Source organism: Corallococcus terminator, from assembly GCF_049194865.1.
Lineage (GTDB): Bacteria > Myxococcota > Myxococcia > Myxococcales > Myxococcaceae > Myxococcus > Myxococcus terminator_A.
Genome location: NZ_JBLZWL010000032.1, coordinates 1 through 25,610, shown reverse-complemented (window position 1 = coordinate 25,610; position 25,610 = coordinate 1). Strand labels below are relative to the sequence as shown.

Genomic DNA, 25,610 nt, shown 5'->3' with positions numbered 1-25,610 from the left:
CCCATGAACTTCGTTGGAATCCTGGGACCTGCGACCGACGTGCTGAAGACCGGGGGTGTGGGCACGTGTGTGGCCATCGCCATTCAATACCGCGGTGCCGAGGACGCTCCTCAATATGCGCTGGCTCACGTCCCTTATGACAGTGACGCTCTCGTGGGAGATAAACAGTCAGCCGTGAATCAATACATGGACGCCATCTTCACGTGCCTGGGAAACCCCGTCGACATGTGGGTGAGGGTGCTCGTAAACACAGTCAACGACATGACCCAGCTGATCACCAACAAGCTGGCCGCGCATGGAAGCGTTCATGAGCACCTGGTTTCCACGTATGGCGGCGGCACTGAAGCGGTACCGAGGATGAATGTCGTGATTCTGCGACAGGCGTCAGCGGATTTTGGAAAGTTGTTCTGTTATGCGAGCAACAAGCTCGAGTTCCGTGACGAGAGTGAAACAGCCAAAGACGCTCTTGGGACGGGGAAGAACATCGTCAGTGTGCTGGATGTCATGAAGCGGCAGGACAAGCACAACTTCAGAAGACATGTCGACCTCTACGGAAAGGCAAGGGCCTCTGTGGCGGTGGGTTACTCTCAGCGAGCCAATCCGTATTCGCTGGTCCTGAAGGAGTCGGCTGAAGCGAACTTTTCGCCAGTCCTGGCGGAAGCCAACAGGTTCAGTCGAACCAAGACCCTGCCATGGACGAAGAACAAAGCCAGACCGGGCCTGGTTTCCGATTATTGGTCTTGGGAGACTCGTATCAAGAGCAGGATCATGCTCCCGGTGCCACAGTCGTGGCCCGACATGTGAGCGCGAGGGCCAGGCTTCCTGGCGGCATGAATGTGCTTCCAGCGACACAGGCATTGGCCCTTCCACCAATCCCCGGGCGCCCCTGCAGTGAGTCACCCTGCCTCTGTCTTGTATTGCCCCCGAGAGCACCCGGTCGTCCTATCCCGGACATGACGCCTGACGACAAACAAGACTCGTTTGACAGTCGCTGAAGGACTCCCAACAATGACAAACTCAATCGGATGTGCCCGCCATTCCTGGCGGTTCGCACCGGTGCGCGCACGTCAGGGTGAACCACGGGAAGAAACCTTCACATGGCCACGAAAAAGCGAAGCCGCGCCGCCAAACAACCTTCGAGACGCCAGGGTCCCTCCCTTCCTCCGCGCGTCTTCGCCCAGGCCTCGCCTCGCTCCATTGGAGGCGTCTCCCTCTTCGACGTGCAGGAGCAGATCTCCACCGCGAGCGTGGTGAACTTCCTCTCCGAGCGAGACATCGTCCAGCGCGCGGTCCTGCGCCTGAAGGATGCGGGCTTCGACATCCTTCGGACCTTGAACATGCCTCCGACCACGCTCCTCCAGGACTCGCTGCTGCTGCGGCAGGGCGGCTTCGGTCTCTACGAAGGACTCCCCGACGCGCCCACGTGCCAGCTCCTGCTCGAGGACGCCCTGCGCAGGAGCACCACCGACGCGCGGCGCGCGCACACCACGTCATCGGACTCGCAGCCCGAGCGTGGCGGCGCCCCGGGCCGCGACCTGCTGAACATGAGCGGAGGAGTCGTGCTCCAGCGGCTCTACTCGGCCCCCACGATGCTGGATTGGCTGAGGCGCCTGACCTGGCCCGGCCTCCAGCCCTCGGGGGGACAGGGCACCTACAGCTTCTACCTCCAGCCAGGGGACCACCTGGACCTGCACCGGGACGTGGCCCCCTGCGAGGTCGCCGTCATCACCTGCCTGCTGGATGCACTCGACGCGCAAGCCCCCGGCGGCAGGCTGACGCTCTATCCCCAGCGCGTAGCCGAGCCGCTCCAGCGCATCCGTCAGTCCCCAGAGGCGGGCCGGGTGACGCTGCGGCTGCGCCCCCGGCAAACGCTGGTCATGCTCGGAGGCCTGGTCCCTCACGCCGTCGAGCCCGTCGTGCGGGGCCAGTCCCGTATCGTCTCCGTGCTCTGCTACCACTGAGCGCGGTCAGCAGCAGTTGCTCGGCTTCTGCGCGATGACGGCGATGAGGACGGCGATGTTGATGACGAGCTGCGCCAGCACGACGGCGAGGTAGGCGCCCCCGGAGGTGAAGAGGCCCACGACCATGAGGATGAGCGACGCGCAGTTGAGGGCGATGGAGACCCAGTTTCCGGTCAGCACGTCACCCACCACCTTGCCAAGCGTCCCCGCGACGTAGAGCGCCTTGATGACCTTGATGACGGTGCTGCCGCTCGTGGCGCCCTTGGCCGCCTCTCCGATGGCCTTGAGCAGCGGCGTGCTCTCTCCCACCAATTTGCTCAGGGAGGAGACGGCCCTGCTCGCCGAGAACCCCAGTCCCACCACGGTCAACAGCAGACAGAGGGAAGTCGCCGCTACGGAGACAACCCAGCCGACGCACTCCGTGTTGACGGACAGCTCCATCCGTCCGCACTCCACGGGCCCCTGGGCGGTGTGGTGGTAGAAGACATACGCGGCGCCCTCCACCTTTCCGGCGATGGCGCCCACCGGCAGGCCTCCGGGGCCGTTGCCTTTCGCCAGGCCCAGGTAGAGGTTGTTGCGGAACAGCGAGCGCAGGCGGTCCTTCATCGCTCCAGGAACGGCGGCGAGCACCGGCTCATAGGCGGCGATGATGGCTTCGACCTGGTCGGGCGGGAGCGGGCTGTTGGCGGGATAGGCCACCTCCTCCGGGGACCAGCGGACGGCGGGCTCCAGCCGCGCCGAGGGCCGCACCGCCGCCAGCTGGGTATAGGAGCCTCCCGCCGGGGGCGGTGACTCGGACGGCGGGGTGACCACGGTGGCGGGAAAGGCCGTGTTGAGGAGCACCGGCGGATTGCCCGTCACCTGGTTGGTGAGCATGAGGCTGCTCCAGGCATAGAACGCGACGCAGCCCTCGGAGTCGGTGGGGTCTTCCGACATGTACTGCTGGACTTCGCTGGCTGAAATCGCGCGGGACCAGAGCGCCGCCGCCTGGAGGTAGCCCTGGAGTTCGTTCTCGGCGGACCCGGCGGTATCGGGGGCATACGTGGCACCGAACAGCCACACGGGGTTCGCGAGCACCGGCACGGTGCACGCGATGGTCAAGTCATGACTCCCATCGAGGTAGATGAGGACCGTGGTCCCGTCATACGTGGCCGACAGGTGATGCCAGGAGCCCGGGGGCAATTGGATGCTGTTCCCCCAGCCGCCGGAGCCATCCGCCGCGTCCCGCTTGAACTCGAGGTTGAATCCGCCGCCGTTCCACTGCACCCCCAGGGAGCACCCGTAGCCGGTGTCGCGGTCCCTGCACGAGAACAGGGTCCGGGACGTCGCCTGGAAGTCGGAGGGTGCGTCGACGTTGAACCAGGCCTGCACGCTGAAGGGGCCTCCGTCCGCCACCGCCGAGAGCGCGTCGCGAGGGGACGGCTGGACTCCCGTGTTGAGCAGCCGCAGCGCCGGGGCGACCATCACGACTTGAGCGCCGCCCGCGAAGGTGGCGGCGTTCCGGTTGTTGCCGGAGACGTCACTGCTCGAGCCATCGGCGAAGCTGTAACACGCGGCGAGACTCGTGCTCGGCGAGGGGATGTCCCACAAGGGGAGGCGCTCACCCTCGGGCAGCGCCGTGGACCAGAACGCGACATTGAGGAACTGCGCATCCGACGTGTGGCCCAGGCTGAACAGGCTGTTGGGCGCGGTGACCCGAGAGAGGGAGCCTTCGATGAGCGGCGTGCCATTCACAGACAACGTATACGTGCCCTGGTTGGTGCCTTGCGACTGGAAGACGAGCAGGACGTACTGCCATTGATTCGCCAGCAGCTCGATTTCAGAGCGCCGCGGCGCGCTCATGCCCGGGATGTTGAGGGTGAGCAGCAGCCCATGCATCCCGATGTAATAGGACGTGCCAGACAGCAGCAGGAAGCCGTCGTAGGCGGGGGCTCGCGGGTTCAACCAGAACCCGATGGAGTAGGAGCTGCTGCCGCTCAGGTCGATAGGGCTCGACGTGCCAAGTGAGATGCTCTGTCCATAGCGAACGTCCGCGGCACCGTACTGAAACATGGGTCTCATGCGACGAGCGCACAGCAAGGGCTGCGCCAGACCGGGCATCCCCCCTGCCCTCACCCGGTCAGGTCGTGGCGCGGGCTCGGAGTGAGCCGACCGGCTGCGTCTGATCGCAACGCCGTTGCGTCGCGCCAGGACGCATTCGCCCCTCCGTCACCACTGGCCCTCAGCCCACCAGGTGCAACCGCGACGTCGGAGGCACCAGCTCCCGCGAGCGCTGACTCACGGGCAGGGACACGCGGAAGGTGCTGCCTCGGCCCACTTCGCTCTCCACGGAGATGTCCCCGCCGAAGCCGGTGACGATGCCGTGGCAGATGGACAACCCCAGGCCAGTGCCCTCCCCCACGGGCTTGGTGGTGAAGAACGGGTCGAAGATGCGCGCGCGCACCTCCGGCGCCATGCCCACGCCGGTGTCATGCACCTCGACGATGACCCTGTCTCCCTGCGGACGCAGGATGACGCGCACCTCGTTGTGCTCCGGCTTTCCCTCGGGGATGGCGTGCGCGGCGTTGATGAGCAGGTTGAGGAACACCTGCCCGAAGCGCCCCTCGCTGCCCTCCACCGGGGGCACGTCGCTATAGTCGCGGATGATCTGCGCGCGCATCTTCAGCTCGCCGCGCGCCATGGTGATGGCGGACTCCATCACCGCCTGGAGGTTGACGGACGTGGCGACCTCGTCGTCTCCGCGCGAGAAGATCCGCAAGTCGCGGACGATCTGCCGCACCCGGTGCGCGCCATCCACCGCCTCACGCAGCACCTCCTCCATCTCCGACGTGCGCCCCGGCGGCAGCTCGCGCGCCACGGATTGCAGCTCCACGGACAGGAAGGACAGATTGGAGAGCACGAAGGCGAGCGGGTTGTTGATTTCGTGCGCCACGCCCGCCGCCAGCGTGCCCACCGCCGCCAGCCGGTCCGACACCACCAACTGCGCCTGCATCGCCTTGCGGTCCGTCACGTCCAGCGACACCCCGCCCAGGAGCCGCCGCCCCGAGTGCTCCTTCACGATGAAGCGATACGTGAGCCAGTGCCGCTCGGCTCCGTCCGGCGCGGGAATCATGCCCTCCGACGCGCGGGCGAGCCCCGACTCGAGCACCGCATGGTCCTCCCGCCGCACGTGCTCCGCCGCATCCGGAGGCATCAGGTTCATGTCGTCCAGGCGGTCCAGGCTCGCGCTCTCGGACAGGCCGAAGAAGCGGCGGTACGGCTCGTTCACCCAGATGCGGCGGCCCTGCTCGTCCTTCATGTAGGCCACCGCGGGGCTGTGGTTCATGAAGGCGGCGAACAGCGCCTGCGACTCCTGGAGCGCGGCGAGCGCCGCGGCGCGCTCCTCCATCAGCGCATGCCGCGCCTCGGCCTCGGCCGCGTTGCCCATGGCCGCGCCGAGCAACCCCGCCATCAGCTCCAGCGTGCGCACGTCCCGGTCATCGAAGGCATTCGGATGGCGCGCGCAGAGGTTGAGCGCGCCCACCGGCCGGGCCTCGCGCCACAGCGGCACACACACCATGGAGCGCGCCCCCACCTGCCGCGTGGCGCGCACGTTGACGCGCACGTCGTCCTCGGTGTCGTCGGTGCGCATCACCTCGCCGCGCAGCAGGCTGGTGCCGGTGAGGCTTCCCTCCACCGGGAGACGAAAGCCCATGTGTGGCAACAGACATCCCGTGGCCACGTGGTACTGCACGTACCCGTCCTCCAGCAGCGCCACCGCCGCGCCGTCCGCGCCACAGAGGACGCGGGCGCGCTCGCACAGCAGGCTCATCACCCCGGCCAGGTCCAACCCCGCCAGCGCGACGTCCGCCTGCGTCTGGATGATGGAGGCCAGCCGCTCCATCTCCCCGCGCGCCGCGGCCTCCGAGCTCTGGTGCTGCCGGCGCTTCGCCGAGCGCCGCTCCAGGAGGTGCCTGCGCGCGCGCACCTCCACCGGCGAGAAGGGCTCGACGAGGAACTCGTCCACGCCCGCCGCCAGCAAGGGCGCCAGGCCCTCGTCCGTCGCGGAGCGGGACAGCCCCAGCACCAGCGGCTCCTCGGGCCGCGCGCGCCCTCTCAGCGCGTCCAGCCAGCGCGCGTCCTCCGCGAGCGCCTCGGCCTCGACGATGAGCACGTCCACCCGGCCATGCACCAGCTCCGCGCCGGCCTCGGAGGCCTCGGCCCGGACGAGCACCTCCTGCCCCTGGCGTCGGAGCTCCTCCGCCACGGGATGCCGCGGGTCAGCGCTGATGCACAGGTACTTCATCCGTTCCTTCCCGCCTCGGCGAAGGTCCCTGGCCGTCTTTGGAATGTTACAGTCTAACAGCAGCCTGAATCCACCGCGCCGGTCCCGAGTGAGGGGCCGAGCCACCCCAGGACATCTCAAAAGAAGAGAGGCCGTGAGTGCCGGGCAGTCCAGGAGTCATCGTCGCGGAGCAACCCCACTACCTGCCCTGGGTGGACTTCTACGAGCAGGTGGCGCGCGCGGGCACGTTGCTGGTGCTCGACAACGTGCAATGGCTGCGGCGAGGCTGGCAGCGGAGGACGCGTGTGGCCTTGCCAGGGAATGTGCCCACACCGCCTCCCACCGAGCCTGGCTTCCAATGGCTGTCCATTCCGCTGGAGGACCCACACCGCGACTCGCTCATCGGCGAGCTGGCGGTGGACTCCCGGCAGCCCTGGGCGCGCAAGCACCTGAGCAAGCTGGTGACGCTGTATGGCCAGAGGCCCCATTTCGCCACCCAGGTGCTCCCGTTGCTGGAGCCCTTCTACGACAGTGTGGCACGTGAAGCCGGGCCGGGCTCGCTGCTGCGGGTGCTGCTGGGGAGCACCGCGCTGTTCCACGCGCCGCTGGGGATGAAGCCCGACATCCTCCTGGCCTCCACGTTGGAGCGCCAGGGCGACGAGAAGTCCGCGCGCCTCGTTGAGTACTGCCGCCAGCTCCGGGGGCACACGTACTACTCCGGGCTGGGCTCCTCGCTGTACCTCCAGGTGAGCCTGTTCCGGGACGCGGACGTGCGAGTGCTGTGGCAGCGCTTCCGGCACCCGCCCTACGCGCAGGGGCGCGAGGGGCGATTCGTGCCGAGCCTGTCGATTGTGGATGTGCTGTCCAACGTGCCGGTGGAGGAGGTGCGCCGGTGGTTGGAGCCCTCGCCGTGGGGCCCCTTCGCACCGGCGCCGGCCGGAGACTGACGGCTCAGGTCGAGGAGGCCGCGGTGGGCTCCGAGGACTTGTCGAAGCGCACGAAGTAGCTGCGCACGGCGGCGTCCAGCAAGGCGGGGTCCAGCTTCGGCTCCTGGCCCAGGTAGTGGGACATGTCGATGACCTGGTCCAGGAGATCTCGGGGCTGGCAGGCGGCGAAGGGGCGGTCGGTCGGCCGGTAGTGCGAGTCGATGAGGTAGTCGATGGCGTTGGCGTTGTAGGCCACGCCCCGCTTGCGGCACATGATCTCGAAGATCTGGTGGAACTGCTCCTCGTCCGGCCGCTGCACCTCCAGCTTGTAGCGGACGCGGCGCAGGAAGGCGTCGTCCACGAGGGCGCTGGGGTCCAGGTTGGTGGAGAAGGCGGCGAACACGTCGAAGGGCACCTGCAGCTTCTTGCCGGTGTGCAGGGTGAGCATGTCGATGTCGCTCTCCAGCGGGACGATCCACCGGTTGAGCAAGTCCTTCGGCGACACCTTCTGCCGGCCGAAGTCGTCGATGAGGAGCATCCCGTTGCTGGCCTTCATCTGGAACGGGGCCTCGTAGTACTTCACCTCCGGCGAGTAGACGAGGTCGAGCATCTCCAGCGTCAGCTCACCGCCCACGACGACGAGCGGCCGGCGGCAGCGCACCCAGCGCCGGTCATACGAAGCGCCCCCTTCGTCCTCCACGGGCTTGTGGATGTTGGCGTCGAAGACCTTCACGACGAAGTCGTCGATGAGGATGGCGTGGGGGATGAAGATGTCCCCCTCGAAGCAATTCACCATGCCCTGGCAGATGGCTGTCTTGCCATTGCCGGGCGGGCCGTAGAAGAAGATGGCGCGGCCGGAGTTCATCGCCGGGCCGATGCCGTCGTAGATGTAGTCGCGGATGACCAGATCGCCGAACTTGTCCTGCATCCGCGCGCGGGTGATGCGATTGCCGCGCACCGTCTGCTTCTTCACCGCCGCGACGTACTCATGGAAGGAGACGGGCGCGGGGCCGTTGTAGCGGTTGCGGTCGGTGATCTGCCGCAGCACGTCCGTTACGAAGGTCGTGAGCTGGTAGATCATCGTGGACTTGCCGACACCGGACGAGCCACCGCCCCGGATGTCCACGTACTTCTGGCGGCGCAGGCCCTCGATGAGGTCGTCGATGATGGACGAGGGGAGCTGGAGGCGGCTGGCCAGGTCCATGCCGCGCATCTCACCGGCGAAGAAGAGCGCCTTGAGGATGAGCTCCTCCACGAAGGTCGCCGTCAGGCCGGTCTCCTCCAGGTTGCGAGGTTGGGTGGGCCAGAAGCGCTCCTGGCTGCCTGCATTCGGGTCCAGGGCGCGCCGGGAGCTGGTGCCAGGAGTGCGCCGCTCGGGGCCCGCGTAGGACGCCGGGGGTGGAATGGTCCGCCGCTCCTGTCCACCGGCGGAAGCGGAGGGGCTGGCTGCCTGGGGGCGACGCTCGGCGCCGGGGGCGGCCGAGGACGGAGGGCGGCGCTCCTGGTTGGAGACGATGACGGAAGGCAGTGGGCCAGATTGGAGGGGTGAGCGGGCCCCAGCGGGGGGCACGGGGCGGCGCTCGGTGGGGAACTCCGGCTCGTCCGACGGAGGCGCGGGCCGCTGGGGCGCGGGCCGGCGCTCGGGGGGAAGCGAGGGGGCGGAGCCCGTCATGCCGGTGCGGGGCCGAGGGGGCGTGCTGAGGACGTGGCTGGGTGTATCGGGGACGGAAGGCGTCTCGGTGGGAGTAGCGCTGCGGCTCGAATCGTCGCTCGGCCCGCCGGCCGGGGACGGCCTCCTGAACAGGGTCATTCGGTGCTCGCTCCAGGGTGTTCAGGGGAGAGCCTACCCGAAATGCCCGGTATCAACGAGACAGCCGGGCGTCGGGGGGCTCGGACAGGATGCGCCCGCCTCCGTCCAGGAGGTGGCCCGAGCGCCGCGCCGTCGGACCACGGGCCTGACTCTCACCCTGGAGCCACACCCTTGAACCGACCCAGGTTCGAGAACTGGGACCGGGGCTACCGCCGCCGCTGGGACTCCAGCTACGGCCAGAACCACCGCTTCGTCGTGTCGCCGGAGTACGGGCGCGGCGCCTCCTCATCGGGCCTGGCCGGGTCCGACGGGCGGCCCCTCAGGACAATCAATGACACACTCCGGAAATAGGCGAGCCCGGCCCTGCCTTCAATTGCTCCGACGGGAAGCGCCCGCCGCCCCATGGAGCAGATTGCATTCCACGAAGAGACGGCCTTAAGTGCCCCCTTTTTCAACATCGAGCCCCACCCCCCGCCATGTTCGATCAGACTCAAAAGGCCCTGACCCAGCACCTCAAGCCGCTGGTGAAATCCGTGGCTCGCAACTTCATCCATCGGTTGGAGCCCTGGCTGGAGACCCCGGTATCCGCGTCCGAGCCCCCAGCGGCCCCCGCGGCGGCTCCCGTCCAGGACCTCACCGTGTGGACCCTGCCGGATCGCCCCCTGCGCGACGCGCTCCCTCCGGTGGCCGAGCTGCTGCGCACGCACCACGGAGATCAACCCATCCTCCAGGTCATCCGGGGCCTCTTCGGCGAGGACGATGGGACGATCCAGACGCGGCTGATCCAGGCGCTCTCGGAGGAGCAGCTCCGCGCCTACGTGGCGGCGGACACCGCCCCACTGCCGCGCCCCGATGACCGTGCCCTGTACTTCGGCGAGCAGCACGTCAGCTACTGGCTCAACGGCCTGAGCGACTACCTCTTCCTGCGCGGGCTGCTCGAGTCCTCGGGCGTCGACCCGAAGTCACACTTCCGGTTCCTCGACTTCGCCTGCTCGTCGGGTCGGGTGCTGCGCCACTTCATCGCCCACGCGCCCCAGGCGGAGGTGTTCGGCACGGACATCTATTCGAACGCCGTCCGGTGGATGAACAAGTTCCTGCCGCCGCGCGGCTTCTACTTCCAGAACAGCGTCGTCCCGTCGCTGCCCATCCCCGACGCGTCCATCGACCTGGTCTTCTGTGGCTCGGTCTTCACGCACATGGACGAGTTCGAGGAGTCCTGGCTGCTGGAGTTCCGCCGCGTCCTCAAGCCGGGAGGAATCGCCTTCATCTCCCTGCACACGGAGCGGACCTGGAACGGGATGAAGAGCCCCGAGCATCCCATCCGTCAGCACCTCACGAATCACCCGTACCGGAGCCTGGAGTCAGCGACCAACCCGGTGCCCTCCAAGTGGTTCGAGCAGGACATGCCCGCCGACCGCATCGTGCTGCGCTACATGCCCTCGCCGTTCCACAACATGCACACGTTCTATACGACCGGGTACATCCGCGAGAAATGGGGGCGGTTCTTCGAGATTCGGGAATTCGTCCAGCATGCCCACGGCACCTATCAGGACGGCGTGGTGCTGGTCCGACGCGCCTGAGCGCTCGCGCCGGGAGAAGTCCGGCGCCCGCCTGACGCGGCGGGCGCCGAAGCACACGACTCAGGTCAGCTGCAGGCCCTTGTCGATCTCCGCCAGGCGGAAGCGCGCCATGGCCAGATTCGCGTTGGCGCGGCTCAGGGCCACGTAGAAGAACAGGCCCTCGCGCGACGCCAGCGGGCGGATGATGTGGTACTGCTCGCCCAGGGTGATGAGGATGTCCTCGATGCGGTCCTTGATGCCCAGCACGGTCATCGCCTTGAGCTTGGCCCGGACGACCTCGGTGTTGGCCGCTGCGGCCGTCTCGATGTTGAACGTCGCGGTGCCGCCCTGGCTGCCCAGACACATTCCGCTCTTCGCATCCACCAGACAGGCCGCGAAGGCGCCTTCGATCTTCAGTGTCTCATCCAGGGATTGCTTCACGTTCGGCATGACTTCTCTTTCGGCTGGGGGGTGGGTGGAGTGCTGCGCGGCAGGCGAGGTCAGCTCTTCAAGGCTGAACGTCAGCTGGCTGGAGTAGGTACGCGGCTGGGGAACGAAGAGGGCCTGGGCGTCCGGGAGCGACAGCAGGACGTCCAGGTGGCTCGCCATGTGGCCACGAAGCAGATCTCGGAGCGTGTCACGGGGAACCAGGCCCCACGCCACCAGCACCTCGCAGAAGTTGCCTCCGTTCTTGCGGCACTCCGACATGACCTGCTCGACATCGTCCCGGCTGACCAGCTGCTGCTGGATCAACACCGACGAGAAGTTCTGGACCCCAGGGCCGTTCAGGACCGCCCAGGCCACCTTCTGCTCCACGACGAAGATGCGACCCGAGATGGTGGTCGACTTCACCACCACCTCACCCCCGGTCTGACTCTCCAACGCCTCGTGAAGCACGGAGCGAAGGACAGGTCGCGCCACCTGGGTCACCGTTCGGGATGCTCGTTCCATGAAGTGGGTCCGGGACGCACCAGGTGTGCTGATTTTCATATCCAATTCCACGCGAACTATATCCAGCGCCCCAGAAATATCGCAACCGGACTGCAATATTCGCGGATTTCGCGTGATCTGGGTTCAATCGGCCCCAGGCGATCAGACCCGACCCATGGCAGAGATCCACGCAGATGTGAAGCATGAATCCCACGGTGTCTCATACTTCCAGTGAGAGTGTGAGAGCAGTCGAGGGCTGGGCGCAGGAGCCCTGACCGTTCGATCAGGCCCCTGGCTGTTACTCGACGAAGCCTGATTTCACTCCACTTCGGGCGCCGGGGTGTGCTCCGAGGAGTCGAGCAACGAGTTGGGCGTGGAGTCGAAGGGCAGGACCACGGTGGTGCCATTCACATCACAGAGGGATCCAGGGCCCGCGTCATCCGCGGGATCCGGGCCCGGGCCGCTCGAAGCACCCCAGTAGTTGCGTGCCGCGTTGACCGTGTTGCCCGTGCTGTTCGCGAGGCCGCAGTTGGGCGCCGCCGGGAAGGAGCCGCCCACGCTCTCACCCAGGTTTCCGAAGAAGCTGTTGCGGCTCACCTTGAGCTGCGAGCCCAACTGGACCCACATTCCGGCCCCTCGGTTCCCGATGGCCTCGTTGTCCGTGAAGTCGAAACCGGAGGCATCCTGGCTGACGATGAGGAACCCCATGCCCCTGTTGCCGATGGACTTGTTCCCCTCGTACCTGTCACCGCCCCCGCCCGAAATGAAACCGTGGCCGTACACCTCGTCGTTGCCGTTGTTCGTGGCGAGGTTCTCCTTGACGGTATTCCCCTCCGTGCCGGAGCCAATAGAGAACCCCATCCCATTGCCCGTGGCGACATTGTCCCTGACCGTGTGGCGATCCCCCAAGAGGGTGAACCCGGCATCCCGGTTGCCCTGGGCGATGTTCCCAATCACTCGCACGTTGCGCCCACCCAGGACCGCCAGCCCAATTCCATCGTCGTCAGTGACCTTCCCGGCCCCCGTGAGGGTAAACCCCTTCCCATAGTCCCCGAAGACGACGTTGCTCACGGTGATGTTGACGACATCCAGTACGGCCCCAGCGGCATCGATCACCGTGACCTGCGCGCCCCCCGTCGACTCGACCCGGAGCCGCTTGTTGATCAGGATCATGCAGCGGCACCCCGTCTGCACCTCGGCCGCTTCGTCACCGGGGTCGCTGAAGTCCCCGTCGGCGTTCAAGTCCCCGTAGCGGCCGGGCTGGACGAGGATGCGATCTCCATCCCGGGCGTTGGCGATGGCCCGACTGATGGAGCGACACGGGTTCGCCTTCGCGCCACACGTCGCGCTGTCCAGCGCGTTGTTGGCGACGTAGAGCGTCCTCGTCGACTCCCGCGGAGCCTCCGCCATGGAAAGAGAGGGAAGCCACAGTGTACCCAACACCGTGACCATTCCGAGCATCTGCCTGAACATGCCTACCTCCTGCCCACTTCCTGCCATGGGCCTACAAGCGCCAGTGGATGGCGTGAGGAAGGATGGAGTCGCATGGGACCGCTGTGCAGTGAGGCCCGGGACTGGGAGTCGCCTCCCCGACACAGGCCTGTTCAGGGGCGTGCCAGGGATTGGATGAACTTCGTCTTCACGTTCGTCACCTTCCCCGAGCGCTCCAGTGAGCGTTGCCCTCTTCGGTGGCTTTCCCGCACTTTGTGTGGAGGGGGCCCCGAGGAGGAAGCTGCGCGAATGGCTGGTCCGCCGCGCGATCTCTGAGGGGAGCACGCCTGGGTCGTAGGTGACGACAGGCGCCAAAACTAGATTTCCCTGCAGGACAAGCCTGGTTGGCAGCTCACCGTGTCTCCCTTCTCATTCGAGGGAACCACACGAAGTGAGGAAGAGGCATGGAAGCGGGGGACTCTCAACATGCGACAATACCCTTCGATCAACAGTATCAGGAAGCGCGCTTGAGTGGATTGACGTGCCACACGTACGATGCTTGACCTTCGCAATGAGCAAAGACGCCGATCACCTGACGCACCTCGTGACACCACCAAGCTAGCATTGCTGTCGCTCATGCATAGAAACCTCTACGCCTGCCATCACACCGTCCTCATGCTGTATTGCAGCGAGAGAACAAGATAAATACTCACACACTGGACGTCGGCAATCTCATCCTACATCACAAGGCCTAAGCAGAGCTGCTTCCACAGGACTACACACGAAGAGAACGCTTTAGATGCCCGACAGGACGCCAACTATCCGTTCGCGCTGATTGAGGGTTGACGTCATGCCCCGCCTGGGTTCAAGAACACCCACGAAGAATCAAGACAACAAGGGTCACAGTCGACACCAACCCAAACTGCCATACCCCGACCGCCAGTTTCCCTATAGGATAGAGACAAACGCCCCACCGAATAATCCCTCAACGGAACCAGAGAGCACCACACTTGAACAATCCATACTCCCTAGCTCTGCTGACGCCTCACACATTCGAGCACATGACCAATTCACTAGCCATCCAGGTACTGGGATCCGGATTAAGCACATTCGGCCCAGGCGCAGATGGTGGACGTGATGGTTATTTTCAAGGAGAGGCCCCCTACCCAAGCACAACAGAGCGATGGTCGGGCACCTGGGTCATCCAATCCAAATTTCACGCACCCAATCTCTCCACCAATCCCCAAAAATGGCTAATTAGCCAAATACGAGAGGAAATCAACAGCTTCTCAAATCCAAACACGAAACGCAAATGGCCAGACATCTGGATTTTTGCAACAAATGTCGACCCATCCGGCCGTGCTGGCACTGGCGCATTCGACACAATCATGGAGATGGTCAAGACGTCGCGCCCATCACTGGCACGGAGATTCCACATCTGGGGTGGCAATAAAATACTCGATCTCCTTAGTCAACACCCCGCTGTCGCCAAAAGATATGGTCACTTCATTACCTCTGGCGAAATCCTGTCCGACCTTCACGAAAAACTACAAGACGACCGAGCATCGACAGATCAAATAATAAGGCAACTTGCAATTCCGGCACTCGAACATCAAAAATACACAAAACTCGAACAAGCAGGTTCGACCGACGACAATAGACCCGGAATCCATCAAATCTTCGTAGATCTGCCATTCAGATCTCGCCTTCACAACATCAAGGGATCAGCAATCGCAACGCTCGCCAAGGCCGCCTCCCAGAACCACAAAGACGATCCCCTCGATCCATCATCGGAAGAATGGCATAAATGGAGATGCCATCCATCTAGGGCACCCATCTGGCTTATCAAGGGCGGCCCAGGCCATGGGAAATCAACTATCGGCCAGTACTTCTGTCAAGTACAGCGAGCCGCACTAATCGCATCAACTCCGCACTGGAAACTTCCGACTACCATTCGCAACCTCGCCAATGAAATTCAGAAAGAAGCAGAGAGGAGCGCGATATGGCCTACACGGCCACGGATCCCAATATACATCGAACTCAAAAATTACGCCCAATGGATTGGAGAGCAATCTCCTGAAAAGACAAAAGGAATACTAACATACGTAGCTCACACCTTGACTACAGAGCTTGAACAAACTGTGCTGCCAGCAACGCTCAGACGAGCACTCGCGAACCGCAGCTGCTTCTTTGCCTTCGACGGATTGGATGAGGTCCCCGCAGACATCAAGGATGCAGTTGCCAAAGAAGTAAAATCCCTCATCAGACAGACACTCGCAGAATGCGATCTCCTAAGCATTTGCACGTCTCGCCCACAAGGATATTCTGGCCAATTTCATGGACTAACAGGCACCGCCGAAATCGACCTCACTCCCCTTACAGCCCAAGATGCATTTCGATGCGCAACACCACTAATTCGATTCAACCGCACAAAAGCCGAAGCAGACACCGCCTGCGACGTTCTAAGCGACGCCCTCAAAAACGTGTCTGTTCGTGAAATAATGACCACACCACTTCAGTCCCATATCATGGCGGTCATCGTCCGCGGCGGGCGCCGTCCGCCTGAACGAAAGTGGGATCTTTACAAGCAGTTTTACGATGTGATTCGCATTCGTGAAGCCAATCGCCATCTACCTGAACGACAACTAGCCAGCCTACTTCGAGACGACGCTCCGCTACTGAAGACAATCCACAATCGACTTGGCTTCCTACTTCATGCGCAAGCAGAAACAGCAGGAGGGGCATACGCAAGCCTCCCTCGCTCTGGCTTTCGCGAATTAGTAAAAAGCACTGTCGCATCGAAGAAAGATGGCGACACAGACCGAACAGTCGAAACCACAATGAAGGCAGCCACAGAACGGCTAGTGCTCATAAGCACGCCTGACGATGGCCAAAAAGTAAGATTCGACATACGTCAACTCCAAGAGTTTTTTGCCGCAGAATTTCTCTATGACGGAATCCCCCCCCGCGGCACTTCAAAAACGACTGGAGACAATAGCAGGCGACGCTCACTGGCGCGAAGTAATGCATTTTTTAATTAGTGCACTAGTCGAACACAACCGCAAAGCAGACCTCAGCATAGCCGTCACAGTTCTACAGGAACTTGACGAAGGGCAAGGAGACAAGGACAGAAGGACGCTCTGTCAGCACTTGTCTCTCGGAGCAATGATTGTGGCTCGCCTCATCGAAAACGGAGTTTTCGAACACGACAAGAGCATTCGCAATATTTTTCGGGATCGCCTCACGCCGATCGCAGCAAGTCCCTACATGGAATGCATCAGTCCACTGCAACAAACCAAAAGTCCTGCCTCCCTTAATTGGCTGATCGACCTCCTAATCAACCACGTCAACACGAGACTTCCTCATGACGCGATCGGCGCCGGCCGTCTCCTGTTTCTCAAGCTTGGGGATAGCGATCCTCGTCTTGCAACTTATCTACACTGGCTCAAAAACACAGCCATAAACATTCAAGAACAGGTGTTGGCAGCACTGGACCTGCAAAGCGAAACTGAGGACTTGGCGAACTGGCAAGTCGAATACATATCGACGATTCTACAAGCCGACCAATTCACTAAGCCTCCCCACATGCTGCTTTTTTTCCTTGTTCACGGCGGAGAGACCCGCTGGGCAACTCAAGTCGAACGGGACCTGAGAAAACGGACGAGCAACGAAGCAGCAGATCTATTCAGAGCCATTCTGATGCGGCGCGTAGAACCCGGCCGGATTGACTTTCAAACTCACGAATACGGCTGGGCAACAGCACGAACCCTTGCGCCACATGGATTCGCCATTCCCCCCTTCACGGAGCTGGCACAGCGAGTTCGCCCCATCAAGCTATCGGGCGCGATTGAGTACGCGCGCAACCTATTGACCTGGGCGATATTCCAAGATCAGGCGTCCCTAAAGTACATACTGAATCGTATACGCGACGACTGGGACCTCCTAAACGTCGCGCCCTATCAAATACAGTCGTGCGTTCCGATTCCTAGCAGTCTCGAAACAAGTCCAACCCGAGTCATGAATGAATTAGCTGCCCTCTCGAGTGAAGATTTCGCCATTTCACTAAGAGAGCATCGAATCGGGAGGATTCCACTGAGACGACACGTGGGCCTAGATGTCTCTCTCAATCAAGCCTCGCGAAATAGCGGCACGCCATCCGACTTTGTCAAGCTGGCCAATGACTACCCGGCAGCTGCCCTGTCCATTTGGACAAAACGACATGCCTACCCGACCGAGCAACAAGAACGCCTGGACCATCCCGACTGCTTAGAAGCCATCGCGCTTACCATTAATAACAATCCGGAAGTCATCCTAGAGCGCCGAACAGGTTAGGTCACGCCGCGAGCTGGAAGCGCGCGGCGACCTCAAGGTTTTGGACGACCGAGAGTCGCCTGAGGTCAAAGAGGTTGCGGCGCGTGCCTCGGTAACGGGCCTTCGGACCCTGGCGGTTGGCGAGATGAGCCAGGCGATGCTCGACGCCGACCCGCTCGCGGAGTTGTGCGCGGCCCGCGCGCGACTGCAGAAGTGAGCGAAGGCGATGCTGGAGCCGCTCGTCATCGCCCATCGTGACGCTGCGCCCCTTACCGGATGCGGCCTGGGTACAACTGGGGCGCAGCTTGCACGGTCCGCAGGCTTCCGGGTCGAAGTGCACGACGGCGCCGGGCTCGAAGGGCTCCACCTCACCCGCGGGGCACGTGAGGGTACCGTCGCGGATGTTCACTTTGAAGTCGCGCTTGCCGAACAGTCCCGGCTTCGCGCTGGCTCCTCGCCACGGCCGGCAGACGAGGTCGCCGCCGCTGGCCAGCACGTCCTCGGCCATCGTGCTGTTGAGGTATGCCCTGTCGACGAGCAGAACGTCGGGATAGAGGTCCTGGTGGGCCATGTCTTCCTGCAGTGCGTCCGTCGCCTCGTCTTCGGGGCGGTTGGCGGGTGACACGGCGCAGGCCACCACGAGCTCGGTGTCGAGGTCGATGCCGACGTGCTGCTTGTAGCCATTGAAGCGCTTGCTCTTGCTCTTACGCCCGTGGCGCATGTCGGCGTCCTCGATGGAGATGCGCCTGTCGGCTGCCACGCCTTGTCGAATCTGAACGCCTCCTTCGGGGCGAGGCTCGAGGTCCTGTTCGCGCACCTGCGCGAGCGCTTCGATGTAACGCGTCAGCGGCGCCTCGACGCACGACTTCGACTGCTTCGCCACCCAGGCCATGAGGCGGTCGAGTTGTCGGCACAGGCGATTGAGTGCGTCGAGCTTCGCGTCGGGCGCACTCCAGTCGATGTCGAGGCCGGCCTTGATGCTGCTGGCCCTCAGCAACGGCGCATCGGCCTGCTGACACACCTCCTCGACGTCAGTGCCGAGCGCGAGCGCCATGCACTCGGCCACCTTGCGGCCTGCGTGGCCGAGCAGGTTGATGGTGTCCTCAACCCGCCCGGCTCCCTCTAAAGGGCGGCTGTCGACCCCCACTCGCAACGTCTTCGGCGTCTTTTTCGAATCGAACCCCTTCGTCCGCTTCGCCACCTCGACGGTGTGCTCGAGCAGCCGACGGTCCATCTCGTGCGCGATGAGGCGCTCGCGGAACTGCTGCAGCCCGCCCTGCGAAAACGCGGGCGCGTCTTCTTCATCATCGAGCGTTCCGAGAACCAACCGCCAGCAGCGGTCGCTCGCCGACAGACGCACCGCTTCCGCATCGGAAGTCTGCAGGTAGGCCTGTAGCAACAGGCCCATGCACATCAGCGCAGGCGGCTGCGCGGCTTCACCCTGGCCCGTCTGTCGATACATCGACTCCAACTCGGCCTGAAAAGCGTCGTCGAACAACTCGTGCCGGTGCTCGCGCAGAAAGACGAAGAGCTTCCGACTCTTGCCGGCGAGCTTCAGGAGCTTCTGCTCGCGGGCACTGCACTCCATCGTGGGCTTCCATCGGTCCAAGTGGCACCTCCGTGAGGAGGTGACCTGAGCACTCGGCGACAGCCCGCGTCGACCGTGCTCGTAAGCGATCGATTTTCCTCGGGCTGATTCCTGATCGGCGCTCTAGGAATTCCATTCCCTCTCCAATGGGGGGCGCTCTTCAAGACGATGCCTGATGGCGGCCACTCCGTCAGGAAGAAACTCTGTCTAATAAATTCGACTAGCTCCATGGACTTCTGGATGGATCATGGCGAGGCAATTAAGCCAAACCCAACAACGCTCGCATTGCCGTTCGAGGCTTCTTTGCTTCCGTACATGCTGAACTCCGTAATTTCTCATCATGCCGACGAACGCCCACGCCACATCGAAAACCTTTCTTCATTGCCCAATGGTTCTATTGCGATCCTCTCCGCCAAAGAGAGTTGCTCACGCACCGTATGCCAAATCATTCCCAGCATAAATGATCTCGACATCATTGTGGCCGACAGCAAACGCGCCCAAGCAGTACGAGCCTCGGCCTCTGTATTGGCAATGCTGCACCCAGACGGCGGCGCACACATCGCGGCGAGCCACATGGCACTCTACCCCGATGTCGCTCTCGGCTACGCACAGATGGGGCCACTGGTTGCGCTCGCAGTTGGCATTTTAAGCAGCGATGATTTGTCTCCAAGCACAAGACACTTAATCAACTCGCTGCTGGCAGCTCAGCCGACGTCTCCAGTTGGATTCTGGGCCACTGTCCTTGGTCGCATGAGAGAGCGTTCATATGCGCCAATAACCTCCGTTGGGGCGCAATCAACTTGGCTCCAGGAGGAAGATTGAAATCTGGACAGAGACAGCCACTCAGCGACGCCCCTACTGGAGGAGCACCAGGGATTGGACGAACTTCGTCTTCACGTTCGTCACCTTCCCCGAGCGCTCCAGCACGCCCTGCCCCACGATGAACAAGGCGCCGTGGATCTCCTTGCGGCACCGCTCATACACATCCGGAGGCACCACCAGGTTCGCAATCCCAGTCTCGTCCTCCAGCGAGATGAAGCACATCCCCCGCGCCGTCGGAGGCCGCTGTCGGCAGATCATCATCCCGCCCACCGACACCGTCCTCCCCGAGGACACCTGCTTCAGTCCCTCCGCCGTCACCGCCCCCAGCTTCTTCAGCGTGGGCCGCAGCAGCTCCAGCGGGTGCTTCTCCAGCGACAGCCCCACCGTGTCGTAGTCCGCGCAGACACGGGCGAACACATCCATCGACGGCAGCGCCACCTCCGTGCCGTCCATCGACATCCCGAAGAACAGGTCATCCGAGTCCAGCGGCCCCAGCGCCTGGATGTCCCACAGCGCCTTGCGACGTGAGCCACAGAGCGACCCCAGCGCCCCCGCCAGCGCCAGCCGCGTCAGCTCGTGCCGGGGAATTCGCGCCCGCCGTGCCAGGCTCCCCACGTCCGTGTAGCCCTCCCCTCGCCCCGCCTCCACCCTGCGTCCCGCGGCCTCACCCAGCCCCTTCACCATCCGCAGCCCCAGCCGCAGCGCCTTCCCCCCATCCTCCAGCGTGCAGTCCCAGCGCGAGCACCGCACGTCCACCGGCCGCACCTCCACCCCGTGCCGCTGCACGTCCGCCACCAGCGTGTGCGGCGCGTAGAAGCCCATGGGCTGCGAGTTCAGCAGCGCCGTCGTGAAGGCCGCCGGGTAGTGACACTTCAGCCAACTGGACGCATACGCAATCAGCGCGAAGCTCGCCGAGTGACTCTCCGGGAAGCCGTAGTGCGCGAAGCCCCGGAAGTTGTCGAACCACTCCTCCGCTTGCGCCCGCGCATACCCCCGCGACAGACACCCCTCCACGAAGCGTCCCCGGTACTGCAACAGCATCGACTCCGCGCGCTTGTGGCTCAGCACCCGCCGCAGCCCATCCGCCTCCTCCGCGGAGAAGCCCGCCGCCACCATCGCCAGCTTCATCGCCTGCTCCTGGAAGAGCGGCACCCCCAGCGTCTTGCCCAATATCTCCCGCACCGCCTCGCTCGGGTACACCACCGTCTCCTCGCCGTTCCTCCTGCGCAGGAAGGGGTGCACCATGTTCCCGACAATCGGCCCCGGGCGGATGAGGGCAATCTCCACCACCAGGTCGTAGAACGTCCTCGGCTTCAACCGGGGCAGCATGTTCATCTGCGCCCGGCTCTCGATTTGAAACACCCCCACGGTGTCCGCCTCGCACAACATGTCGTAGACCTTCGGGTCCTCCGCTGGAATCGTCGCCAGCGACAGCTCCCGCCCGTGGTGCTCGCGAATCAGCGCGAAGCACTTCGACAGCGCCGTCAACATCCCCAGCGCCAGCAGGTCCACCTTCAACAATCCAATCGAGTTGATGTCATCCTTCTCCCACTGGATGACCGTCCGCCCCGCCATGGCCGCGTTCTCCACGGGCACCAGCTCCGTCAGCGGCTCCCGCGTCATCACGAACCCGCCCACGTGGATGGACAGATGTCTGGGAACGCCCTCCAGCTCCGCCGCCACGGACAACGTCCGCTGCACCCGCCGGTCGAACGCGGACAGCCCGGCCTCCAACAGGACCTCCGGCGTCACCTGGAACCCGTGCGCCGCGGAGACCTTCGACAGCCGGTCCACCTGGTCCAGGGACAGCCCCAGCGCCTTGCCCGCCTCCCGCAGCGCCAGCCGCCCGCGATAGCAGATGACCTCGCACACCATCCCCGCCCGGTGGCGCCCGTGCTTCTCGTAGACGTACTGGAGCACCTCCTCGCGCCGCTCGTGCTCGAAGTCCACGTCGATGTCCGGCGGCTCCTTGCGCGCCATGCTCAGGAAGCGCTCGAACAACAACCCCATCCGCACCGGGTCGATGGCCGTAATCTGCAGCGCGTAGCAGACCGCCGAGTTCGCCGCGCTCCCCCGCCCCTGACACAGAATCCCTCGCCGCCGCGCGAAGCCGATGATGTCCCACAGCGACAGGAAGTAGCCCGCGAAGTCCAGCGCGGCGATGAGTCGCAGCTCGTGCTCTATCTGCTTCACCACCTCCGGCGGCACGCCCGCCGGGTAGCGCACCCCGAGCCCCTCGTACGTCAGCGCCCTCAGGTGCTCGTCCGCCGTCCGCCCGTGGGGCAGGTCCTCCTCCGGGAAGCGGTAGCGCAGGTCATCCAGCGAGGCCCGACAGCGCGACGCCAGCTCCACCGTCCTCTCCAGCGCCTCCGGCCGGTCCGCGAACAGCCGCGCCATCTCCCCGGGCCCCTTCAGCGTCCGCTCCTCGTTGGGCCACAGCCGCGTCCCCGCCTGGTCCACCGTCGTCCCGTGCCGCACCGCGCTCAGCACGTCCTGGAGCGGCTGACGTCGTCGGTGGTGCGTGTGCACGTCGTTGTGCACCACCAGCGGCACCCCCAGCTCCCGCGCCAGCACCTCCGCGCGCGCCTCCCGCGCCGAGTCCCCCGCCGACAACGTCCGACACAGCCCGACGTGGAAGCGCTCCGGGAACGCCTCCGCCAGCGGCGCCACCCGCTCGATGGGCGCCGGCTCCGGCAACAGCGCGAGCAGCCCGCTCGAGCGCTCCGCCAGCGCCCGCCACGGCAGCCCCGCCTCCCCCTTCGGGTGCGTCATCCGGCTGCGCGACACCAGCGCGCACAGGTTCGAATAGCCCCCCGAGTCCGCCGCGTACACCACCACCGGAGGCCCGTCCTCCAGCGTCAGCTCCGCCCCGAGGATGAGCCGCAGGCCGTGCTCCTTCGCGGCGAGGTGGGCCTTCACCGCCCCGTACAACCCATCCGCGTCCGTCAGCGCCAGCGCGCTCAGCCCCAGCCGCGAGGCCGTGAGCACCAGCTCCTCCGGATGCGAGGCGCCGCGCAGGAACGAGAAGTTGGAGCGACACACGAGTTCGGCGTAGTCCACACCCCGATCAAGACACTGATCGGGCGTTCAGGCGCTAGGTCGGATCTTCGTTCAGCCACCGGGTGACTTCGTGGGTTGAGGCAAAGCGCACCGGGCCCCGACGCACCGCCGACGTTTCCGGACAGCCCGCCGTCCGAGCCGCGCGTCCAAACCCAGACATGCCATCTCCAGACATTGCTTCCGTGTCCGCGCAGCAACGCTCAACTCCTGAGAATCACTGTCGATAGAGCGCTCGGTGCCTACCGTCGTTGACCGCTCGGCGCGCCTGTTTCCGGGACGCGCCCATCACAACGGGCGGCATCGGCCCATGTCGCCACACCACCTCTGTCGACGAGGAGGACGTATGTCCTTGCACGGCCTCATCCGCTTCGCCCTTCCCTTCACCCTGTTCCTGGCGTCCACCCTGCTTCTCCCGGGCGGCGAGACGCAGGCCGCCTCGCGCAAGAGCACCCCCTGCGGCATGAATCGCGAGCTGTACCTGGGCACCTACAAGGGCCGTGTGTTCAAGGAATGGCAGACACCCCTCACCGACGAGCAGCTCAAGGACCCATTGACTCGCATGGCCAATGACGCCCTGCTCAAGAACAACTACACGCTCACCGTCCGCTTCCAGCGCGACGCGAGAGGGGTCTACCAGGCGGAGACGCTGGTGCAGTTCGACAGCCTCACCCCCGACACCGTGGGCCCCAGCCACAAGGACACCAGCAGCTACCTGCTCAACCTGGACCGGGAGCCCGCCAAGGTGGAGTTCATCGTGACGCGGCGGCCCGCGAAGACCTACGCCACCCGACCCCAGGAGCTACCCCGCACCGGAGGCATCGAGAAGACCACCTCGCGGCCCAACAAGCCCACCAGCCACACCCTCGTCTTCAAGGAGACCCTGGCCCTGGACGCCCTGGACTGCGACAGCGGTGGCATCCCACAGCGCCTGCTCTTCACCCGGACCATCGGCGGCCAGCAGCCCATCGTCGAGACGCGGGAGCTGTTCCGCACGAAGTAGGCGCCCACGCCCCTCCGGCGTACCCCCATGAAGTCGTTCAGTCCTTTCGACTCCGCCCGTCCGCGTTTGACAGGACGGTGAACCGGCTGACAAAGAGAACTTCATGGACCTGACTCCCGCCGCCTGGCAGCTCTGGATCGTCGCCGCCCTCGTCTGCGGCGGACTGGAAATCAAGCTGGCGGGCTTCGGGCTCGTGTGGTTCGCGGTGGGGGCGCTCGTCTCCTCGCTCGCCGCGGGCCTCGGACTGACCTTCTTCCTCCAGGTGGCGATCTTCGCTACCGTCTCCGTCGGCCTGTTCGCCGCCTCGCGCACCCTGTTCAAAAACGTTTTCATGCGGAACGCTTCGCATTTGAAGACGGGGGTCGAGGCCATGGTGGGGCAGGAGGCGGTGGTGATGGAGTCCATTGAAGGGCCTCACGGGGGCACGGTGCGCATCAACGGCGAGCTGTGGACGGCCCGCTCGCTGTCCGGCGCCATCCCCCAAGGGGAGCTCGTCACCGTGGAGCAGGTCGAGGGACTCAAGCTTTGGGTGCGCCGCCCTTCGGCGACGTTGTCGGTTCCCGCGGCGGAACAGAACCAGGAGAAAGTCTGATGGATCCACTGACCTTTGTGATTGTCGCCGCCCTCGTGGGGCTCGCGGGCTTCGTGCTGTACACCTGCGTCCGCATCGTTCCCCAGGCCAAGGTCATGGTGGTGGAGCGGCTGGGCAAGTTCCACGGCGTCGCCACCAGCGGGCTCAACCTCCTCATCCCGTTCCTCGACAGCCCCCGCCCCATCGAGATGCGCACGGGCAACCGCTACATGCGCAGCACCATGGTGGACCTGCGCGAGCAGGTCATGGGCTTCGAGACGGTGCAGGTCATCACCCACGACAACGTCAACATGGAGGTCGGCTCGGTCATCTACTACCAGATCGTCGACCCCGCGAAGGCGCTGTACCAAGTGGAGAACCTGGCGCTGGCCATCGAGCAGCTCACCATGACGAACCTGCGCAACGTCATGGGCAGCCTGACGTTGGACCAGACGCTCACCAGCCGCGAGACGGTGAACACCCGGCTGCGCATGGTGCTGGACGAGGCCACGGAGAAGTGGGGCGTGAAGGTGACGCGCGTGGAGCTGCGCGAAATCGAGCCGCCCCAGGCCATCAAGTCCGCCATGGCCAAGCAGATGACCGCCGAGCGTGAGCGTCGCGCCGAGGTGACGAAGGCCGAGGGCGACAAGGCCGCCGCCATCCTCCAGGCCGAAGGCCAGAAGATCTCTCGCATCCTCCAGGCCGAGGGCGAGCGTGACGCGGAGGTCGCCCGCGCCGAGGGCCACAAGCGCGCCACCATGCTGGAGGCCGAAGGCAAGGCCGAGGCCACGCGCCTCACCTTCGAGGCCATCCACAGCGGCCGCGCCACCCCGGAGGTGCTCGCGCTGCGCTACATGGAGACCCTCCAGGAGATTGGCAAGGGTGACAACAAGATGTTCATCCCCTACGAGGCCACCGCCACCCTGGGCGCCATCTCCGTCATCAAGGACGTCTTCTTCGCCAAGGACGACGAGGCCCCGCGCCCCGCGCCCCAGGCGCGTCCCGTGCCCACCGCGGCGTCCCTGAGCGCCCAGAGCATCGCCCGGAGCAACGTGCTCGCCGAGCCCGCCACCCTCACGGGCGCCAGCGCTCCGCAGGCGCGTCGTCCCCGTCCTCCCTCCGGGCAGGACGAGTAGTCCGCTGTCCGGAACCCGTCTTGCTCGCCGTCCAGGCAGGCCTGTGAGCAAGACGGGGTTGCAATCCGCCCCGGCGCACGCCATAGATTTCAGCGCACGTATCCACCGGAGGGCCTGACACCCCCTCCCTACGCGAGGTTGACGCACCCTTGATGCTGAGCCGCTGAGTCCCAGGTCTTTTGGCCTCCCCGCGCAGGGCCGCCCCTTGGGCTGGCTCGCGCCCTGGATTCAGGAGCTCGCA

General features: G+C 64.6%; 18 protein-coding genes. 11 read left to right on the top strand and 7 right to left on the bottom strand.

Features of this window, described 5'->3' with window-relative positions; all coding sequences use genetic code 11:
• The first annotated feature begins 3 nt into the window (after window positions 1-3).
• Both ACN469_RS12900 and ACN469_RS12895 read left to right on the top strand, forming a co-directional pair.
• The gene (locus tag ACN469_RS12900; RefSeq protein WP_498767607.1) at window positions 4-804 is read left to right on the top strand and encodes a hypothetical protein; all 801 of its coding nucleotides are present in this window, start codon (window positions 4-6) and stop codon (window positions 802-804) included.
• A 293-nt stretch (window positions 805-1,097) separates the two neighbouring features.
• Window positions 1,098-1,961 carry a 2OG-Fe(II) oxygenase family protein gene (locus tag ACN469_RS12895; protein ID WP_498767605.1) on the top strand — a complete coding sequence of 288 codons (864 nt, stop codon included), beginning with the start codon at window positions 1,098-1,100 and terminating at the stop codon, window positions 1,959-1,961.
• A gap of 6 nt (window positions 1,962-1,967) precedes the next feature.
• Here ACN469_RS12895 and ACN469_RS12890 read toward each other — a convergent pair whose 3' ends face one another.
• The gene (locus ACN469_RS12890; RefSeq protein ID WP_498767603.1) at window positions 1,968-4,013 is read right to left on the bottom strand and encodes a LamG domain-containing protein; all 2,046 of its coding nucleotides are present in this window, start codon (window positions 4,011-4,013) and stop codon (window positions 1,968-1,970) included.
• A 169-nt stretch (window positions 4,014-4,182) separates the two neighbouring features.
• Window positions 4,183-6,246 (bottom strand): ATP-binding protein, encoded by a 2,064-nt coding sequence (locus ACN469_RS12885; protein WP_498767601.1) that lies wholly within the window; start codon window positions 6,244-6,246, stop codon window positions 4,183-4,185.
• 137 nt (window positions 6,247-6,383) lie between these two features.
• Here ACN469_RS12885 and ACN469_RS12880 point away from each other — a divergent pair, with 137 nt between their 5' ends.
• Window positions 6,384-7,172, top strand: coding sequence for a WbqC family protein (locus ACN469_RS12880; RefSeq protein WP_498767599.1), 789 nt, complete (start codon window positions 6,384-6,386; stop codon window positions 7,170-7,172).
• A gap of 4 nt (window positions 7,173-7,176) precedes the next feature.
• Here ACN469_RS12880 and ACN469_RS12875 read toward each other — a convergent pair whose 3' ends face one another.
• Window positions 7,177-8,961 (bottom strand): DUF8689 domain-containing protein, encoded by a 1,785-nt coding sequence (locus ACN469_RS12875; RefSeq protein WP_498767597.1) that lies wholly within the window; start codon window positions 8,959-8,961, stop codon window positions 7,177-7,179.
• A gap of 171 nt (window positions 8,962-9,132) precedes the next feature.
• On the opposite strand from ACN469_RS12875, the gene ACN469_RS12870 reads away from it, so the two are divergent.
• A complete protein-coding gene (locus ACN469_RS12870) occupies window positions 9,133-9,312 on the top strand; it encodes a hypothetical protein (protein ID WP_498767595.1) in 180 nt (59 codons plus the stop codon).
• A gap of 125 nt (window positions 9,313-9,437) precedes the next feature.
• Window positions 9,438-10,541, top strand: coding sequence for a class I SAM-dependent methyltransferase (locus ACN469_RS12865; RefSeq protein ID WP_498767593.1), 1,104 nt, complete (start codon window positions 9,438-9,440; stop codon window positions 10,539-10,541).
• A 60-nt stretch (window positions 10,542-10,601) separates the two neighbouring features.
• On the opposite strand, the gene ACN469_RS12860 is transcribed toward ACN469_RS12865, so the two are convergent.
• Window positions 10,602-11,471: a hypothetical protein gene (locus ACN469_RS12860; protein WP_498767591.1), complete on the bottom strand. Its 870-nt coding sequence runs from the start codon at window positions 11,469-11,471 to the stop codon at window positions 10,602-10,604.
• A gap of 297 nt (window positions 11,472-11,768) precedes the next feature.
• Window positions 11,769-12,923 carry a right-handed parallel beta-helix repeat-containing protein gene (locus tag ACN469_RS12855; RefSeq protein WP_498767589.1) on the bottom strand — a complete coding sequence of 385 codons (1,155 nt, stop codon included), beginning with the start codon at window positions 12,921-12,923 and terminating at the stop codon, window positions 11,769-11,771.
• Between the two features lie 968 nt (window positions 12,924-13,891).
• Between ACN469_RS12855 and ACN469_RS12850 the strand changes: the two genes are divergently transcribed.
• Together ACN469_RS12850 and ACN469_RS12845 are read left to right on the top strand one after the other, a co-directional pair.
• Entirely contained in the window at window positions 13,892-15,922 is a 2,031-nt protein-coding gene (locus ACN469_RS12850; RefSeq protein ID WP_498767587.1) for an NACHT domain-containing protein, read from the top strand.
• Between the two features lie 124 nt (window positions 15,923-16,046).
• Window positions 16,047-17,213: a hypothetical protein gene (locus tag ACN469_RS12845; RefSeq protein ID WP_498767585.1), complete on the top strand. Its 1,167-nt coding sequence runs from the start codon at window positions 16,047-16,049 to the stop codon at window positions 17,211-17,213.
• 1 nt (window position 17,214) lies between these two features.
• Here the strand turns inward: ACN469_RS12845 and ACN469_RS12840 are convergent, their stop codons facing one another.
• Window positions 17,215-18,801: an IS1182 family transposase gene (locus ACN469_RS12840; protein ID WP_498765577.1), complete on the bottom strand. Its 1,587-nt coding sequence runs from the start codon at window positions 18,799-18,801 to the stop codon at window positions 17,215-17,217.
• A gap of 207 nt (window positions 18,802-19,008) precedes the next feature.
• Here ACN469_RS12840 and ACN469_RS12835 point away from each other — a divergent pair, with 207 nt between their 5' ends.
• The gene (locus tag ACN469_RS12835) at window positions 19,009-19,602 is read left to right on the top strand and encodes a hypothetical protein (protein WP_498767583.1); all 594 of its coding nucleotides are present in this window, start codon (window positions 19,009-19,011) and stop codon (window positions 19,600-19,602) included.
• A gap of 33 nt (window positions 19,603-19,635) precedes the next feature.
• On the opposite strand, the gene ACN469_RS12830 is transcribed toward ACN469_RS12835, so the two are convergent.
• Window positions 19,636-22,662 (bottom strand): error-prone DNA polymerase, encoded by a 3,027-nt coding sequence (locus ACN469_RS12830; RefSeq protein ID WP_498767581.1) that lies wholly within the window; start codon window positions 22,660-22,662, stop codon window positions 19,636-19,638.
• A 343-nt stretch (window positions 22,663-23,005) separates the two neighbouring features.
• On the opposite strand from ACN469_RS12830, the gene ACN469_RS12825 reads away from it, so the two are divergent.
• The 3 genes from ACN469_RS12825 (at window position 23,006) to ACN469_RS12815 (ending at window position 25,369) form a co-directional block, all read left to right on the top strand.
• Window positions 23,006-23,662 (top strand): hypothetical protein, encoded by a 657-nt coding sequence (locus ACN469_RS12825; RefSeq protein ID WP_498767579.1) that lies wholly within the window; start codon window positions 23,006-23,008, stop codon window positions 23,660-23,662.
• 103 nt (window positions 23,663-23,765) lie between these two features.
• A complete protein-coding gene (locus tag ACN469_RS12820; RefSeq protein WP_498767577.1) occupies window positions 23,766-24,254 on the top strand; it encodes an NfeD family protein in 489 nt (162 codons plus the stop codon).
• Window positions 24,254-25,369, top strand: coding sequence for an SPFH domain-containing protein (locus ACN469_RS12815; protein WP_498767575.1), 1,116 nt, complete (start codon window positions 24,254-24,256; stop codon window positions 25,367-25,369). The genes ACN469_RS12820 and ACN469_RS12815 overlap by 1 nt, the downstream gene beginning before the upstream one ends.
• The last annotated feature ends 241 nt before the right edge of the window (window positions 25,370-25,610 follow it).